Genomic DNA, 15,232 nt, shown 5'->3' with positions numbered 1-15,232 from the left:
TAGGCAGGGCATTCGCTCGCCTGTATTTACTACAGAATAAAACAAAGGGGACCAGGATGAACACGAGGATGCGTGGCGTGAAGCCATTGGTATTGCTGGCGCTGCTGACCGCGGCCGGCATCAGCTCGGCCGAAGGCATGCACAGCTACCGTTCGCTGGCGATGTCCGGCAATGGCGAACGCCTGGCCGCGCTGGAAGCGGTCGAGGGCGAGGCGAAGAACGGCCCGCGCATCGTCGTGCGCGACACCGCCACCGGCAAGATCGTCTCGACTTTCCAGCAATCCGACTGCAGCGGCTGCCGCATCGAGGCGCCGGTATGGTCGCCGGACGGCAGCGCGATGGCGCTGATCAGCACCGATGCGAAGACCGGCGTCGCCACCGTCAATGTCCTGCGCGACGGCAAGCTGAGCGCGGTCGCCAGCGTCAAGGGCGTGGCGAACACCGTGCGCTGGTCGCCGGATGGCCGCCAGCTGGCCTTCCTCGCCACCGTCGGCGCCAAAAAGCTGACCGGCGCGGTGGAAGCGGGCGCGCGCCAGATCGGCGAGATCGGCGTGGCCGAGCAGGAGGACGAGCAGCGCATCGCCGTGGTCCCGGCATCGGGCGGGGATTACAAACTGGTTTCCCCGAACGACACCTTCATCTACGAATACGACTGGACCCCGGACGGCAAGGGCTTTGTCGTCACCAGCGCCAAGGGCAACGGCGACAACAACTGGTGGATCGCGACCCTCGGCCACGTCGAGCTTGCGTCCGGCAAGCTCCGTGTGCTGGCCGCGCCGAAGATGCAGATGAACATGCCGCACGTCTCGCCGGACGGCCGCACGGTCGCCTTCATCGGGGGCCTGATGAGCGACTTCGGCTCGGTCGGCGGCGACGTCTACACGGTCTCGATCAATGGCGGCGAGCCGGTCGACGTGACCCCGAATTTTGCCGGCACCTTCAACGGCATCGCCTGGCGCGGCAACCAGGTGATGGCCTCGGTGCTGGCCGGCGCCGACGCCGGCGTGGTGGCGATCGACCCCGCGGCGCGCAGCAGCCGCGTGCTGTGGAAAGGGCCGGTCTCGGCCTCGGCATCGCGCGACGGCCGCTTCGTGTTCAGCCTCGATGGCAAGGTCGCGGCCTCGGTGCATGAGGATTACGAGCACGCGCCGCGCATCGTCGCCGGCCGCCTGCCGGAGATGAACGCGATCACCCGCGACAACGAATCCTTCGCGCCGGTGGTGTCGGCGCAGAGCGTGAGCTGGACCAACGAGGGCTACAAGGTGCAGGGCTGGCTGGTCGGCCCGCGCCAGGTGGACGCCGGCAAGAAGCATCCGATGATCGTGCAGGTGCACGGCGGCCCGGCGGCGGCAAGCACCCCGCGCTACATCTCCGGCGGCGAGGGCGGCAATTCGCTGGTGCGCGACCTCGTCAACCAGGGCTATTTCGTGTTCATGCCGAACCCGCGCGGCAGCTACGGCCAGGGCTCGAGCTTCACCAGCGCCAACCGCAAGGACTTCGGCGGCGGCGACTGGCGCGACATCCTGGCCGGCGTCGACGCCGCCATCAAGCAGGCGCCGGTGGACGGCAACCGCCTCGGCCTGATGGGCCACTCCTACGGCGGCTATATGACCATGTGGGGCGTCACGCACAGCACGCGCTTCAAGGCCGCGGTGGCCGGCGCCGGCATCGCCAACTGGATCAGCTACTACGGCCAGAACGGCATCGACCAGTGGATGGTCCCGTTCTTCGGCGCCACCATGTACGACGACCCGGCCGTCTACCGCGCGGCCTCGCCGATCGAATCAATCAAGGCGGCGAAGACCCCGACCCTGATCTACGTGGGCGAGCGCGACGTCGAATGTCCGCCGGCGCAGTCGATGGAGTTCTGGCACGGCCTGAAGGCGATGGGCGTGCCGACCACCCTGGTGATCTACGAAGGCGAAGGCCATGCCTTCCGCAAGCCGGAGCACCAGAAGGACCTGCGCGCGCGCGAAATCGGCTGGTTCAACAAGTACCTGAAATAAGAACGCGATGAAAAAGCTTTTACCGGCCGCCTGCCTCGCCATGTGCGGGGCTGGCGGCGCTTTGGCGCAGGACAGCGCCAACTCGCCCCCCGTCAAGGCCGAGGGCCAGGCGCAGCAGAGCGTACAGCAAGTGACCGTCGCCGGCACCCGCGCCGACGATACCGAAACGCGCCGCCTGTCCACCGCGGCCAAGCTGGTCGTCGGGCGCGAGGAGCTCGAGCGCAACGGCGACACCAGCCTCGGCGAAGTGCTCAAGCGCCTGCCCGGCATCACGATGTCCGGTGCGCCGGGGACCGGCGGCAGCGTGCAGATGCGAGGCCTTGGCAACGGCTACACCCAGGTGCTGGTCAATGGCGACCGCCCGCCGCCGGGCTTCTCGGTGGAGTCGATTCCCCCCGACCAGGTAGAGCGCATCGAGATCATGCGCGGCCCGGTCGCCGAGCACAGCACGCAGGCGATCGCCGGCACCGTCAACGTGATCCTGCGCCAGGGCTACCGGCAGAAGGACACGCAGCTGCGCATCGCCGACAATATCCAGCAGGGCCGCCATGGCGCCAACCTGTCCGTGACCGTGCCGGGCAAGAGCGGCCAGCTCACATGGACGCTGAACGCCACCGTGTCGGAAAGCCGGCCGCACACCGACGTCAGCGCCCGCGACGCCGACCTGCTGGCCGACGGTCGCTATCAACGCCTGCAGCTGATCAAAAGCGAAGGCGAGGGCAGGTCGCGTGCATTGAACCTGGCGCCGCGCCTGTCCTGGAAGTTCGACAGCGGCGACACGCTGAACTTCCAGCCCTTCGTTTCCGCCAGCCGCAACCACAGCGTGAACGACGCCCCGGTCGACCAGGTCTTTGGCATCGTTCCGCCGGAATTCGTGCTCCAGCACGCGGACTCGCGTTCGAGCGCGACGATGGCGCGCGGACTTGGCGACTGGACCCACAAGATGGCCGGCGGCGCCAAGCTGGAGCTCAAGTTCAGCGCCGGCATCAACCGCAGCGACAGCGACAGCCTGCGCAACAACTACGGCGAGGGCGGCGTGCTGAATCGCGTCCTGACCGACGTCGACCGCGAGCGCCAGCACAGCGTCTCGAACAGCGGCAAATACAGCCGCCCGCTGGGTGAAGGCCATCACTTCGCGGCCGGCTGGGACGGCGAGGCCGGGCGCCTGGCGCTGGTCCACCGCGCCGAAGGCGACAGCACCGCCTTGTACGAGGCCTCGGGCGCGAACCTGTCCGCCGACACCCGCCGCCTGGCCCTGTTCGCGCAGGACGAGTGGGACATCAACAGCCAGTGGTCCAGCTACCTGGGCCTGCGCTGGGAAGGCATCCGCAGCACCAGCGACAGCCCGGGCCGCGCGGTGAAGAACACCAGCAGCGTATGGAGCCCGGTGCTGCACACCGTGTACCGCATTCCCGGCGCCAAGCGCGACCAGGTGCGCGCCAGCCTGACCCGCAGCTACCAGGCGCCCTCCCTGGACGACCTGGTCGCGGCGCCGTCCTTCACCAGCGATAACCACCCGACCCGTCCGGACCGCACCGGCAATCCGAACCTGAAGCCGGAACTGGCGACCGGCGTCGACCTGGCCTACGAGCACTACCTGAGCCGCAGCGGCATCCTGTCGGCCAGCGCCTTCCTGCGCGACATCGACGACCTGATGCGCCGCCAGACTTCGCTGCAATCGACCAGCATCGGCCCGCGCTGGGTGTCCACGCCGGCCAATATCGGCCACGCGCGTACCAGCGGTGTCGAGCTGGAAGCCAAGTTCCAGCTGGCCGAAGTGATGGCCGGGGCGCCGGACCTGGACCTGCGCGCGAACTACAGCCGCTACTGGTCGAGCGTCGACGACATCCCCGGCCCGAACAACCGCCTCGAGCGGCAGGCGAAGCAGACCGCCAACTTCGGGCTCGATTACCGCACCAAGGCGGCGCCGCTGACGATAGGGGGCAACTTCAACTGGACGCCGCTGACGCTGGTCCAGGCCGATGTGGCCGAGCTGGTCACGACCGGCATGAAGCGCCAGCTGGATTTGTACGGCTTGTGGAAGTTCAGCGCGAATACGCAGTTGCGGATTTCGGGGAGCAACCTGCTGCCGCGTCGCTATGAAACGGCGCGGGTGGTCGATCTCGGCGAGCTGGTGCAGGCGCTGGATACGTCCGTGCGGACTTATACGACGCTGGGGGTCAGGCTGGAGTTGAAGATTTAAACCATATCGCTGGTCGTCCCCGCGAAGGCGGGGACCCAAGTTCTGCGTGGGCTAAGGAATCGTTGGCGGAATTGGGCCTCCGCCTGCGCGGGGGCGACGGTGGTGCGTTACTGCGGGGCTTTTTGCGCCCCAGCCGCCATCTGCACCGGCGCCTGCGCCTTCTCAGGATTCAGCACCACCTGCACATAGTTGTCCGGCTTCAGGTAGCGCTGCGCCGCCAGCTTCAGGTCCGCCACGCTCAGGTTCTGCACTTCCTTGTCGAAGGTAAGGATGGTGGCCGGGTCGGTGCCTTCGGTCAGCGAAGTCTGCAGCGCCGCCAGCCAGTAGCCGTTTTCCTGCAGCGACTTGCGGTAGGTTTGCAGCCAGTTCGTTTTCACCTTGTCGAGGTCGGCCTGGTCCGGGCCCTGGGTGCGCATGCGCTCGATCTCGTCGAAGGTCGCCTTGACCACCTTGTCGACGTTGTCCGGACCGGTCGGCAGGGTCACGCCGACCGTGTAGTGGGCGTAGGGGATGCGCGTCATCGAGGCTTCCATGCCGCCGCCGTAGATCAGGCCCAGCTTCTCGCGCAGCAGGTCGATGATGCGGATGTTCATCACCTCGGCCAGGGCCGACAGGCGCAGTTCCTCGAGTTCGTTGACGTCGGTGGCGCCGGTGAAGGTCAGCGAAACCGTGCTCTTGTCTTCCGAGCCGCTGTTCACTTCCTTCTTGACCACGCCCTTGACGGGGCGGATGCCGAGGTCGCGGTAGGCCACCGGGATGTCCGGGGTCGGCAGGCTGGCCAGGTAGGTCGCCAGCAGCGGCTTGATGGCGGCGACGTCGAAGCTGCCCACGAAGATGAAGGTCAGGTCCTTCGCGCTCGAGAAGCGCTGGCGATAGATGGCGATCGCGCGGTCCAGGTTGATGCTGGCGAAGTCCTCGGGGCGCAGGGCGCGCGGCGCGCGCGGGTTGTCGCCGTACAGCGTCGACATCAGCACGTCGCCGAAATGGGCGCCGGGCTGCGAGGCGCGGTTGCGCGCCAGCTCCATCTGCTTGCCGAGATAGGACTTGTACAGGTCTTCGTCGCGGCGCACGCCGGCGAACTTCAGCCATACCATCTGCAGCATGGTCTCGACGTCGGTGGCGCCCGCGGTGCCGGCGACGACGTCGGTGTTGTTGCCGAGGCCCGCGCTGACGGCGGCCGCCTTGCCGGCCAGGATCTTGCGCATGTCGAGCGGCGAGAAGTCCTTCAGGCCCATCGCGGCGACGATCGAATCGGCATAGCGGGCGTTGTACATGTCCTCGGTGTCGAACAGGCTCTGGCCACCGAAACGGGCGGCGCTCATCAGCACCTGGTCGTTGCGGAAGCGGGTCGGCTTGAGGATCACCTTGACGCCGTTCGACAGCAGCAGGCTGGTGGTGCCGAGATGCTCGTCGCGGTTTTCGCCGACGATGCTGCCCGGCGCGGGCGGCTGGTCCATCAGGCGCGCCGCCACGGCCTTCTCGTCGTGGGCCTTGACCTCGAGCCGCTCGGCGGCGGAGACGGCGGCCAGCAGCTGCTCGCCGGTCGGCACCGTGGCGTCCTGCTTGGCCGGGCCGGTATAGATCACCAGCTTGCCGGAGTCCGCGGGAATCGTGCGGCGCGCGTAGGCGTTGATTTCATCGAGCGTGATGCCGGGCAGGAGCTCTTTCGCGTAGCGGTATTCATTCTCGATGCCGGGGATCGATTCGCCTTCCAGGAAGTTGCGGATGTACTCGGCGGCGTGGGCGCCCGAATCGGTCTTGTCGCGCTCGTTGTAGATGCGTTCGTAGTTGCGCATCACGCCTTTCTTCATGCGATCCAGTTCGGCCTCGCCGAAGCCGAAGCGGCGCGCGCGCTCGTTCTCCTGCACCAGCGCGTCGATGGCCGGCGTCGCGCCTTTTTCACCCAGCGCGGCCGCCGCGTTGTAGGAGCGGTAGCGCGGCGTCAGGCGCCCGAGCGCGCTGCTGGCGCCCATGAAGGGCGGGGAGGGCAGCTGCGCCAGTTCGGACAGGCGCTGGTTCAGCATGCCCGCGAACAGGCCTTCGATCAGCTGTTCGCGGTAGCCGCCGATGGTGGCGCGCTCGCTGAAGGGCGTGACCGGATAGCGGATCAGGACCGAGGCCGGCCCGGCTTCCTTGTCGGTGACCACCACCGCCTCGGTGCCGGCGCGCGGCGGGATCTGGGCGTAGCTGCGCGGACGCGGTGAGGCCGGGTTCTTCAGGCCGGAAAAGTGGCGCTTGATCAGCTGCTCGGCCTGGGCCGGGTCGATGTCGCCGACCGCCACCACGGCCATCAGGTCGGGACGGTACCAGTCGCGGTAGAAGCGGCGCAGGGCGTCCGGCGCGAAGCTGCGCAGCGTGTCTTCCTTGCCGATCGGGAGCCGCTCGGCATAGCGCGAGCCGTTGTACATCTTCGGCATCAGGACCTTCTGCATGCGGTCGCCCGCGCCTTTGCCGAGGCGGAGTTCCTCGAGCACGATGTCGCGCTCCTTGTCGATGTCGGCGTCGTTCAGGGTCAGGCCCTGGGCCCAGTCCTGCAGCACCTGGAAGGCTTTATCCACGTCCTGCTTGCGCTCGGCCGGCACCGGCAGCACGTAGACGGTTTCGTCGAAGGAGGTGTAGGCGTTCAGGTCGGCGCCGAACTTCACGCCGATCGACTGCAGGTAGGACACCAGTTCGTGCTTCTTGAAGTGGGTCGAGCCGTTGAAGGCCATGTGCTCGGTGAAGTGGGCCAGGCCTTGCTGGTCTTCGTCCTCGAGGATGGAGCCGGCCTTCACCACCAGGCGCAGCTCGAGCTTGTGCTCGGGCTTGCGGTTCTTCTGGATGTAATAGGTAAGGCCGTTCGGCAGCTTGCCGACCTTGAGCTGGGGCGCGACCGGCAGCGGGGCGTTCAGGTCCAGGGGCGCCGTCCAGGCAAGCGGTGCGGCCAGGGACGATGCGAGCAACATGGCGGAAATCAGGGTGATACGGACAAGGCGGGCGGTCATGCGCAGGTGCTCCGGTTGAGCAATAAAAAACCATTCTAACCTGTGCATCGTGCTGCACAGTTATTGCTGAACACCATTCTTGCACCAGCGCAGTGCAGGATGGCGGCAATGGTCGTTGTCAGAATGCAACAAGATGCCGCGGCCATGGCCGGCATGGGGCGCGGCCGGCCGCGATTACCGCCATCCGGCCCGGTGAAAGACTGGCAAATCCATTAAAATAACGGGTTTCAGCACAGGATTTCGCATGCCCATCTCCACTACCCAGGAAATCGTCGAGGAACTGCGCGCCGGGCGCATGGTCATTCTGGTCGACGAGGAAGACCGCGAGAACGAGGGCGACCTGGTGCTCGCCGCCGAGCACGTGACGCCGGAAGCGATCAACTTCATGATTCGCCACGCGCGCGGCCTGGTTTGCCTGACCCTGTCGGAAGAGATCTGCGACCGCCTCGAGCTGCCGATGATGACGACCCGGAATGGCACCTCCTTCGGCACCAATTTCACGGTCTCGATCGAGGCGGCCGAAGGCGTCACCACCGGCATCTCGGCGGCCGACCGCGCCCGCACCATCCAGGTGGCGGTGGCGAAGAACGCGAAGCCGGAAGACCTGGTGCAGCCGGGCCACATCTTCCCGCTGCGCGCGGTCAAGGGCGGGGTGCTGATGCGCGCCGGCCATACCGAAGCGGGCTGCGACCTGACCGAGATGGCGGGTCTGCGCCCGGCTTCGGTGATCTGCGAGATCATCAAGGAAGACGGCACCATGGCGCGCCTGCCGGACCTGCTCGAGTTCGCGCAGGAGCATGGCCTGAAGGTCGGCACCATCGCTGACCTGATCCATTACCGCAGCCAGACCGAATCGCTGGTCCAGCAAGTGGGCGAGCGCCAGTTGTCGACCGAGCACGGCGATTTCCGCCTGGTCGCCTTCCGCGACAAGCCGAGCGGCTGCGCCCACCTGGCGCTGGTGCACGGCGAGCCGCAGGGCGACAAGGAAGCCCTGGTGCGCGTGCACCAGCCGGTGTCCATCCTCGACCTGCTGGACAAGCGCGCAACCTCGCACTCCTGGAACCTGTCGGCGGCGATGCAGGCGATCAAGGCGGCGGAGGCCGGCGTCATCGTCCTGCTGAACTGCAGCGAGACGGCCGAGCAGCTGTTCGGCCAGTTCGAGGACAAGTCGGCGGCCCGCCCGGCCGGCCGCGCGGCCAATCTCGACCTGCGCACCTACGGTATCGGCGCCCAGATCCTGAAACAGGTCGGTGTGCGCAAGATGAAGCTGCTGGCGAATCCGCGCAAGATGCCTTCCATGGTCGGTTTCGACCTGGAAGTGACGGGTTACCTGGCCAAGCCTGAGGCCTGAGCGAATCAGGCGCGGGCTGGACAGCCCGCGCGGTACCATTCAACTATTCATTTACAGTAAACAGAAAAAGAGGCAGCCATGACGGTAGGAACTTTTGAAAGCAATATGCAGGGTGAAGGCCTGCGCATCGGGATCGTGCAGGCGCGATTCAATGCCGACGTTGGCCATGGCCTGCTGTCGGCCTGCCTGTCGGAACTGAAGCACCTGGGCGTGGCCGACGAGGACATCCTGCACGTGACCGTGCCGGGCGCCCTGGAAATCCCGCTGGCCCTGCAAAAAATGGCTGAAACCCAGCAGTTCGACGCCCTGGTCGCCCTGGGCGCCGTGATCCGCGGCGAGACTTACCACTTCGAGCTGGTCTCGAACGAGTCCGGCGCCGGCATCACCCGCGTCGGCCTGGACTACGGCATGCCGATCGCCAATGCCGTGCTGACCACCGAGAACGACGAGCAGGCCGAAGCGCGCATGGCGGAGAAGGGCACCGACGCCGCCCGCGTCGCGGTCGAGATGGCCAACCTGCTGCTCGGCCTGGACGAGCTGCAGGCCGAGGAAGAGTGAGCATCGAACCATGAATACGACTGACAAGAGCACGCACGCCAACCCGAACAAGAACCGCACGCCGCGTCACCGCGCGCGCGAGTTCGCGCTGCAGGGCCTGTACCAATGGCTGCTGAACAATGAGCCGGCCGCCACGGTCGCCAAGCACATCCGTTCGGCCCACGGCTTCGACAAGGCCGACAGCGAGTACTTCACCGAGCTGCTGAACGGTACGATCGCCCAATCGGTCGAGCTGCGCGAAACCCTGGCCCCGACCGTCGACCGCCCGATCACCGAGCTGTCGCCGATCGAGCACGCGGTGCTGCTGCTGGGCGCCTGGGAGCTGAAGAACAAGATCGAGATCCCCTACCGCGTCGTGATCAACGAGGCGGTCGAGCTGGCCAAGTCCTTTGGCGGCATCGACGGTCACAAGTACGTTAATGGCGTGCTGGACCGCATGGCGGGCAAGCTGCGGCCGGATGAGGCGGCGGCGGATGCGAAGCGCTGATCGGTTCGCTGGATATATATGAGTGAAAACCGCCCCGGGAGACCGGGGCGGTTTTTTTTGCCCGTCGTCCCCGCGCGGGCGGGGACCCAAGTTTGTTTGCTGAACCTGGATTCCCGCCTGCGCGGGAATGACGTGCTGAGGCCGCAGGCCAAAAAAGAAGGCCACCGCGGCTTGCGCCGACAGTGGCCTTCGACCAGGGATCGGTACTGAGGTCGCTTACAGCCCGGCGACAGTCTCGCCAGCCTCGCTCGCGCCGTGCGCGGCGTCGACGGTGGTGATGTCGGCCTTGGCGGGCGCCGGTGCGGACTTCTGCACCAGTTGCGGGGCAGGCGCCGACGGCGGGGTATAGATCGGGACGTTCTTGCCGCTCGCGACCTGCTTCAGGCGGCGGTACTCGGCCAGCACCTTGTTGCCGTAGCCCGAGTCGTCCTCGAACGCGGCGGCGCCGACGTAGGTCTTCAGGCCGCCTTCGACGGAGCCGGTGCGGGTCACGTAATCCTTCAGGATCTGGGAACCGACACGGATGTTGGCAACCGGATTCAGGGCGGCCTTCGAGCCGCCGACTTCCTCGAATTTGTCGCTGTGGACCTTGGACATCACCTGCATCAGGCCCTGGGCGCCCATCGGGCTTTCCGCGAACGGATTCAGGCCCGATTCGATCGCCATCACGGCCAGGATCAGCAGCGGGTCGAGCTTGATCTCGTGTGCGGTGCTGTAGGCGGTGGCGACCAGCATGTTGGCGGCGTCACCGGCAACGCGGTAACGGCGCGACAGCCATTCGGTCACGTACTTCTGCTGGCGCGTGGCGCGCACGCCCTGCTTGTCGTCGCTGTTGCCGATTTCGACGGCGTCGCGGCCCTTGGCGACCAGCTGGGCGCGGGCAGGGGCAACCGCGGCCTGGACGCTTTGTTGCGGGCTCAGGAAACCCGACACCCGTTTTGCCAGATCGGGGCGGTTGTACAGCAGGGCAAGCATTGCAACTGCGGATAGACCGAATACGGTCAGGGTATGTTGTGCGGTCGTTAACAGACCACGTACCGTTTTCGTCACGGAAGACCACGTGACAGGCTGGCTGGCCATGTTTTGGACAAGCTTTGCGCTCGTGCCGATGAAGCGATGGATCATCGTCTCTCCTTTGTCGCGGAAAAAGCGTCCCCATGCGGCGCAAAAGCGCTGCTCGTTGGGTACCTAATGCCGTGCATCAGAAAACCGTCCGTCGCCGCTCGTAGCGGTCGAGGAACGCCGTCATTGCTTGCTACAGCTGGGCAGCGCTGCAGTGGAGGTGCCCAGTGGCTAACAACTGTCTCGGGGTTAGGTTGGGCAGACGCCCAGTGAAAACACTCCTAAAATGTCATTTGGGGCCCCGACCCCGTGAAAGAATGAGACCGGCTAAAATCACGTCCTGGACGGGCCTGTCTCACTTGGTAGCCGGATTGTAGAAGCTGGTTTATATCAAGTCAATACTAGCACGATAGGCTTTTATTACTTTTAAATCTAACTTTTCTTGCCTAGCTCATCAATTCTTTGGCAAATCAACCACTTGCCGCCGATTGTTAGCCTTGCTCAAAAGATGTAAAAAAGAATTAAAAACTAGATGAACTATTCAGATTTGCGAGATTTTATTGCCAAGTTGCAAGCGATTGGTGAATTAAAACGTACTTCGGTGCCGGTGTCGCCGAATCTTGAGATGACCGAAATCTGCGACCGGACGCTCCGGGCAGGTGGGCCAGCTCTTCTGTTTGAGAACCCGACCGGTCATAAAGTTCCCGTGCTCGGCAATCTGTTCGGCACGCCGCAGCGCGTGGCGCTGGGCATGGGGGCGGACGACGTCAGCGAGCTCAAGAAGATCGGCCACGTGCTGGCGCGCCTCAAGGAGCCGGAGCCGCCCAAGGGCTTCAGGGACATCATGGACCTGGGCTCGCTCGTGAAAGCGGTCTGGGACATGTCGCCGAAGGAAGTGAAGGGCGCGGCCTGCCATGAAATCGTGTGGGAGGGCCAGGATGTCGACCTGGCGCGCCTGCCGATCCAGCATTGCTGGCCGGGCGACGTCGCGCCCCTGATCACCTGGGGACTGGTGATCACCAAGGGGCCGCACAAGAAGCGGCAGAACCTGGGAATCTATCGCCAGCAGGTGCTGGGGCCGAACAAGCTCATCATGCGCTGGCTGGCGCACCGCGGCGGCGCCCTCGATTTCCGCGAGCACGCCATCGCCAACCCGGGCAAGCCCTATCCGGTGGCGGTGGCGCTGGGCGCCGACCCGGCCACCATCCTCGGCGCCGTGACGCCGGTGCCGGACACCCTGTCCGAATACCAGTTCGCCGGCCTGCTGCGCGGCCAGCGCACGGTGCTGACGAAAGCCATCGGCAGCGAGTTGCGGGTGCCGGCCTCCGCCGAGATCGTGCTGGAAGGCCATATCTATCCAGATGCAAACCACCCGAGCGGCTTCGAGCACGCGCTGGAAGGCCCCTACGGCGACCATACCGGCTATTACAATGAGCAGGACTGGTTCCCGGTGTTCACCGTCGACCGCATCACCATGCGGCGCGATCCGATCTACCACTCGACCTATACCGGCAAACCGCCCGACGAGCCGGCCGTGCTGGGCGTGGCGCTGAACGAAGTCTTCATTCCGCTGCTGCAGAAGCAATTCAGCGAGATCACCGACTTCTACCTGCCGCCGGAAGGCTGCAGCTACCGGATGGCGGTGGTGCAGATGAAGAAACAGTACGCCGGCCACGCCAAGCGCGTCATGATGGGCGTGTGGAGCTTCCTGCGCCAGTTCATGTACACCAAGTTCATCGTCGTCGTCGACGAGGACGTCAACGTGCGCGACTGGAAGGAAGTAATCTGGGCCATCACGACCCGCGTCGATCCGACCCGCGACACGATGCTGGTCGATAACACGCCGATCGACTACCTCGACTTCGCCTCCCCGATTAGCGGACTCGGCAGCAAGATGGGCATCGACGCCACCAACAAGTGGCCGGGCGAGACCAACCGCGAGTGGGGCACGCCCATCGTCATGGCGCCGGAAGTGAAGGCGCGCGTGGACGACATCTGGCAGCAGCTGGGGCTGTAACTAATATATATATGGTGCCGGCATGCAAGGAAGGTCCCAGCCTTCGCGGGGAGTCGTATCCGGCAATGCCGGGGACGACAACGGGGTGCGTTGCCCCCGCACCCCGTTGTCAGTTATAATGACTGCTGGCGGGCCCCTGCGCATTGTGGCATGGTTTACCTGGTCAGGTCGGGAACGAAGCAGCCAAAGCCGTTCACCGCAAGTGCCGCAGACAAGGCTCGCCTCTTAATTCCCTGAAAACAGCTGCCTCGGCAGCTGTTTTTGTTTTCTGGCTCCGCAGGCCCGGTCTACGGTAAAATTCCTGTATGTCCTATCAAGTCCTCGCCCGCAAATACCGTCCCCGGAACTTCGAAACGCTGGTTGGCCAGGAGCACGTCGTCCGTGCGCTGAGCCACGCCCTGCGCACCGGGCGGCTGCACCACGCCTACCTGTTCACCGGCACCCGCGGGGTGGGCAAGACGACCCTCTCGCGCATCCTGGCCAAGTCGCTCAACTGCGTCGGCCCGGACGGGCAGGGCGGCATCACCGCCGAGCCGTGCGGGGTCTGCGAACCCTGCCGCGCGATCGACGCCGGCCGCTTCGTCGACTATGTCGAGATGGACGCGGCCTCGAACCGCGGCGTCGACGAGATGGCCCAGCTGCTGGAGCAGGCGGTGTATGCGCCGAGCAATGCACGCTTCAAGGTCTATATGATCGACGAGGTGCACATGCTCACCAACCACGCCTTCAACGCCATGCTGAAGACGCTGGAGGAACCGCCCGAGCACGTGAAATTCATCCTCGCGACCACCGACCCGCAAAAGATCCCGGTCACGGTGCTGTCGCGCTGCCTGCAGTTCAACCTCAAGCAGATGCCGCCGGGTCACATCGTCGGCCACCTGGAAAACATCCTCGGCCAGGAAGGCGTCACCTTCGAGCAGCCGGCCCTGCGCCTGCTGGCGCAAGGCGCCCACGGTTCGATGCGCGATGCGCTGTCGCTGACCGACCAGGCCATCGCCTACGCCGCCGGCGCCGTCACGCTCGACGCCGTGCAGGGCATGCTGGGCGCGCTCGACCAGTCCTACCTGGTGCGCCTGCTGGATGCGCTGGCGCGCCAGGACGGCGCCGACCTGATGGCCGTGGCCGACGAGATGGCCAGCCGCAGCCTGTCCTACAACGGCGCCCTGCAGGACCTCGGCACGCTGCTGCATCGCATCGCGCTGGCCCAGACCGTGCCGACCGCGGTGCCGGAAGACCTGCCCGAGCTGGCCGACATCCAGCGCCTGGCGACCGTGTTCGATCCGCAGGAAGTGCAGCTCTACTACCAGATCGCGGTGCACGGCCGTAACGAGATCGGCCTGGCGCCGGACGAGTACGCCGGCTTCACGATGACCCTGCTGCGCATGCTGGCCTTCCGCCCGGGACAGGGCGGGGCGGAACAGCTAGCCAGCCCGGCGCCGGCCGCGATCGCGCGTAGCATGCCGCAGGCCCAGGCCGCGCGCCCGGCCGCGGCGGCTGCCTCGGCCGCGTCCGCACCGGCCCGCCCGGCTGCGCAGGCCGCCGCCGCGCCTGTCTCCGCATCCGCGCAGGCCGCGGCGGCGGCACAGCATGCACCGGCGCCGCGGCCTGCGCCGCAAGCACATCAAGCGCCGGCGGCGCCCCAGCCAGCCGGCGCCGGCGCCGCCCTGAGCCCGGCCCGCGCCGCCATCAATGCCGCGCTGGAAGCGGCGCGCGCCGCCTCGGGCATGCGGGGCGCCGCCGCCCGCCCGCGCCCGGGACCGTCCGAAGCGCCGGCCGCACAGGCCGCCGCGCCGGCCCCGGCTCCCGCTCCGGCACCGCATCCCGGCCCGGCCCCGATGGCCAGCGCCGCGCCGGCAGCCGCGCGCCCGTCTTCACCGGCGCCCTGGGACCAGCCGGCCGCACGCCCGCAGGCCCAATCCGCCGCCCAGCCGCAAGCCACAATGCGCCAGGCGCAGCCGCAAGCCCAGGCCCAGCAGGGAGGCCATGACCAGGCGGTGGCCGACGACGAGCCGCCATCCTGGGTCACGGAATTTTCCGACGACACCGCCGTCGCCGCCGAGGCCCCGGCCGCGGTGACCGCGCCGCCGCCTGCGCGCGCGCAGGCGCCGAGCGCGCCCACGCATGCCTATGTGGTCACGCCGGTGCCGGCCATCGGCTGGGACGGCAACTGGCCGGCGCTGGCGGCCTCGCTGCCGCTGCGCGGCGTGTCCCAGCAGCTGGCCTTCCAGACCGAGCTGATCGGCTGTACCTCGGACGGCTCGTCCGCCACCTTCCGCCTGCGCGTGCCGGTCGATACCCTGCGCGCCAGCGGCAACAGCGAGAAGCTGTGCGCGGCCCTGCAGGAGCGCTTCCCGGCGGTGCGCGTGAACATCGACACCGAGATCGGACCGGTCTGGTACACCGCCAGCGCCGAGGCCCGCGCGCGCCGCGAGCAGCTGCAGCGCGAAGCCGAGGAAACGGTCGGCGCCGACCCCTTCATCCAGGCGCTGGAAAACACCTTTGACGCCTTCGTGGTGCCCGGTTCGGTGCGCCCGATCGGCACCTGATACTCTTTCGTTTCACCG

General features: G+C 66.6%; 9 protein-coding genes and 1 other RNA gene. 8 read left to right on the top strand and 2 right to left on the bottom strand.

The window, feature by feature from the left end; all coding sequences use genetic code 11:
• Window positions 1-77: 77 nt before the first annotated feature.
• Complete coding sequence (locus tag ACFPO9_RS18605) at window positions 78-2,006, top strand: S9 family peptidase (protein WP_379773257.1); 1,929 nt, start codon at window positions 78-80, stop codon at window positions 2,004-2,006.
• A gap of 7 nt (window positions 2,007-2,013) precedes the next feature.
• The gene (locus ACFPO9_RS18600; protein ID WP_379773254.1) at window positions 2,014-4,209 is read left to right on the top strand and encodes a TonB-dependent receptor plug domain-containing protein; all 2,196 of its coding nucleotides are present in this window, start codon (window positions 2,014-2,016) and stop codon (window positions 4,207-4,209) included.
• Window positions 4,210-4,316: 107 nt separating this feature from the next.
• On the opposite strand, the gene ACFPO9_RS18595 is transcribed toward ACFPO9_RS18600, so the two are convergent.
• A complete protein-coding gene (locus ACFPO9_RS18595; RefSeq protein ID WP_379773251.1) occupies window positions 4,317-7,193 on the bottom strand; it encodes a M16 family metallopeptidase in 2,877 nt (958 codons plus the stop codon).
• Between the two features lie 244 nt (window positions 7,194-7,437).
• Between ACFPO9_RS18595 and ribBA the strand changes: the two genes are divergently transcribed.
• The 3 genes from ribBA to nusB all read left to right on the top strand — a co-directional run bounded on the left by ribBA (window position 7,438) and on the right by nusB (window position 9,589).
• Window positions 7,438-8,544 carry a bifunctional 3,4-dihydroxy-2-butanone-4-phosphate synthase/GTP cyclohydrolase II gene (gene ribBA, locus ACFPO9_RS18590; protein ID WP_379773248.1) on the top strand — a complete coding sequence of 369 codons (1,107 nt, stop codon included), beginning with the start codon at window positions 7,438-7,440 and terminating at the stop codon, window positions 8,542-8,544.
• A gap of 78 nt (window positions 8,545-8,622) precedes the next feature.
• Window positions 8,623-9,102, top strand: coding sequence for a 6,7-dimethyl-8-ribityllumazine synthase (gene ribH, locus ACFPO9_RS18585; protein ID WP_379773246.1), 480 nt, complete (start codon window positions 8,623-8,625; stop codon window positions 9,100-9,102).
• A gap of 10 nt (window positions 9,103-9,112) precedes the next feature.
• The gene (nusB, locus tag ACFPO9_RS18580) at window positions 9,113-9,589 is read left to right on the top strand and encodes a transcription antitermination factor NusB (protein WP_379773244.1); all 477 of its coding nucleotides are present in this window, start codon (window positions 9,113-9,115) and stop codon (window positions 9,587-9,589) included.
• 216 nt (window positions 9,590-9,805) lie between these two features.
• On the opposite strand, the gene ACFPO9_RS18575 is transcribed toward nusB, so the two are convergent.
• On the bottom strand, window positions 9,806-10,669 hold the full coding sequence (locus ACFPO9_RS18575; protein WP_379773698.1) for a transglycosylase SLT domain-containing protein: 864 nt from the start codon (window positions 10,667-10,669) through the stop codon (window positions 9,806-9,808).
• Between the two features lie 514 nt (window positions 10,670-11,183).
• On the opposite strand from ACFPO9_RS18575, the gene ubiD reads away from it, so the two are divergent.
• From ubiD to ACFPO9_RS18560, 3 genes are all read left to right on the top strand, one after another.
• Window positions 11,184-12,668, top strand: a complete 1,485-nt coding sequence (gene ubiD, locus ACFPO9_RS18570) for a 4-hydroxy-3-polyprenylbenzoate decarboxylase (RefSeq protein WP_379773241.1) — start codon at window positions 11,184-11,186, stop codon at window positions 12,666-12,668.
• A gap of 127 nt (window positions 12,669-12,795) precedes the next feature.
• An RNA gene (gene ffs / locus ACFPO9_RS18565) (signal recognition particle sRNA small type) lies at window positions 12,796-12,894 on the top strand.
• Between the two features lie 79 nt (window positions 12,895-12,973).
• On the top strand, window positions 12,974-15,214 hold the full coding sequence (locus ACFPO9_RS18560; RefSeq protein WP_379773239.1) for a DNA polymerase III subunit gamma/tau: 2,241 nt from the start codon (window positions 12,974-12,976) through the stop codon (window positions 15,212-15,214).
• Window positions 15,215-15,232 lie beyond the last annotated feature (18 nt).

Source organism: Massilia aerilata, from assembly GCF_042656905.1.
In the GTDB taxonomy this organism is placed as follows: Bacteria; Pseudomonadota; Gammaproteobacteria; order Burkholderiales; family Burkholderiaceae_D; genus Telluria; species Telluria aerilata.
Note: the sequence above shows the minus strand (reverse complement) of the source record. Positions and strands in the feature narration are given on the sequence as shown.

What these genes read in the sequence shown, in the direction of transcription:
- ribH (WP_379773246.1), top strand. Translation starts at nt 8,623, where the DNA reads ATGACGGTAGGAACTTTTGAAAGCAATATGCAGGGTGAAGGCCTGCGC.
- ribBA (WP_379773248.1), top strand. Translation starts at nt 7,438, where the DNA reads ATGCCCATCTCCACTACCCAGGAAATCGTCGAGGAACTGCGCGCCGGG.
- ACFPO9_RS18600 (WP_379773254.1), top strand. Translation starts at nt 2,014, where the DNA reads ATGAAAAAGCTTTTACCGGCCGCCTGCCTCGCCATGTGCGGGGCTGGC.
- ACFPO9_RS18595 (WP_379773251.1), bottom strand. Translation starts at nt 7,193, where the DNA reads ATGACCGCCCGCCTTGTCCGTATCACCCTGATTTCCGCCATGTTGCTC.
- nusB (WP_379773244.1), top strand. Translation starts at nt 9,113, where the DNA reads ATGAATACGACTGACAAGAGCACGCACGCCAACCCGAACAAGAACCGC.
- ACFPO9_RS18560 (WP_379773239.1), top strand. Translation starts at nt 12,974, where the DNA reads ATGTCCTATCAAGTCCTCGCCCGCAAATACCGTCCCCGGAACTTCGAA.
- ACFPO9_RS18575 (WP_379773698.1), bottom strand. Translation starts at nt 10,669, where the DNA reads ATGGCCAGCCAGCCTGTCACGTGGTCTTCCGTGACGAAAACGGTACGT.
- ubiD (WP_379773241.1), top strand. Translation starts at nt 11,184, where the DNA reads ATGAACTATTCAGATTTGCGAGATTTTATTGCCAAGTTGCAAGCGATT.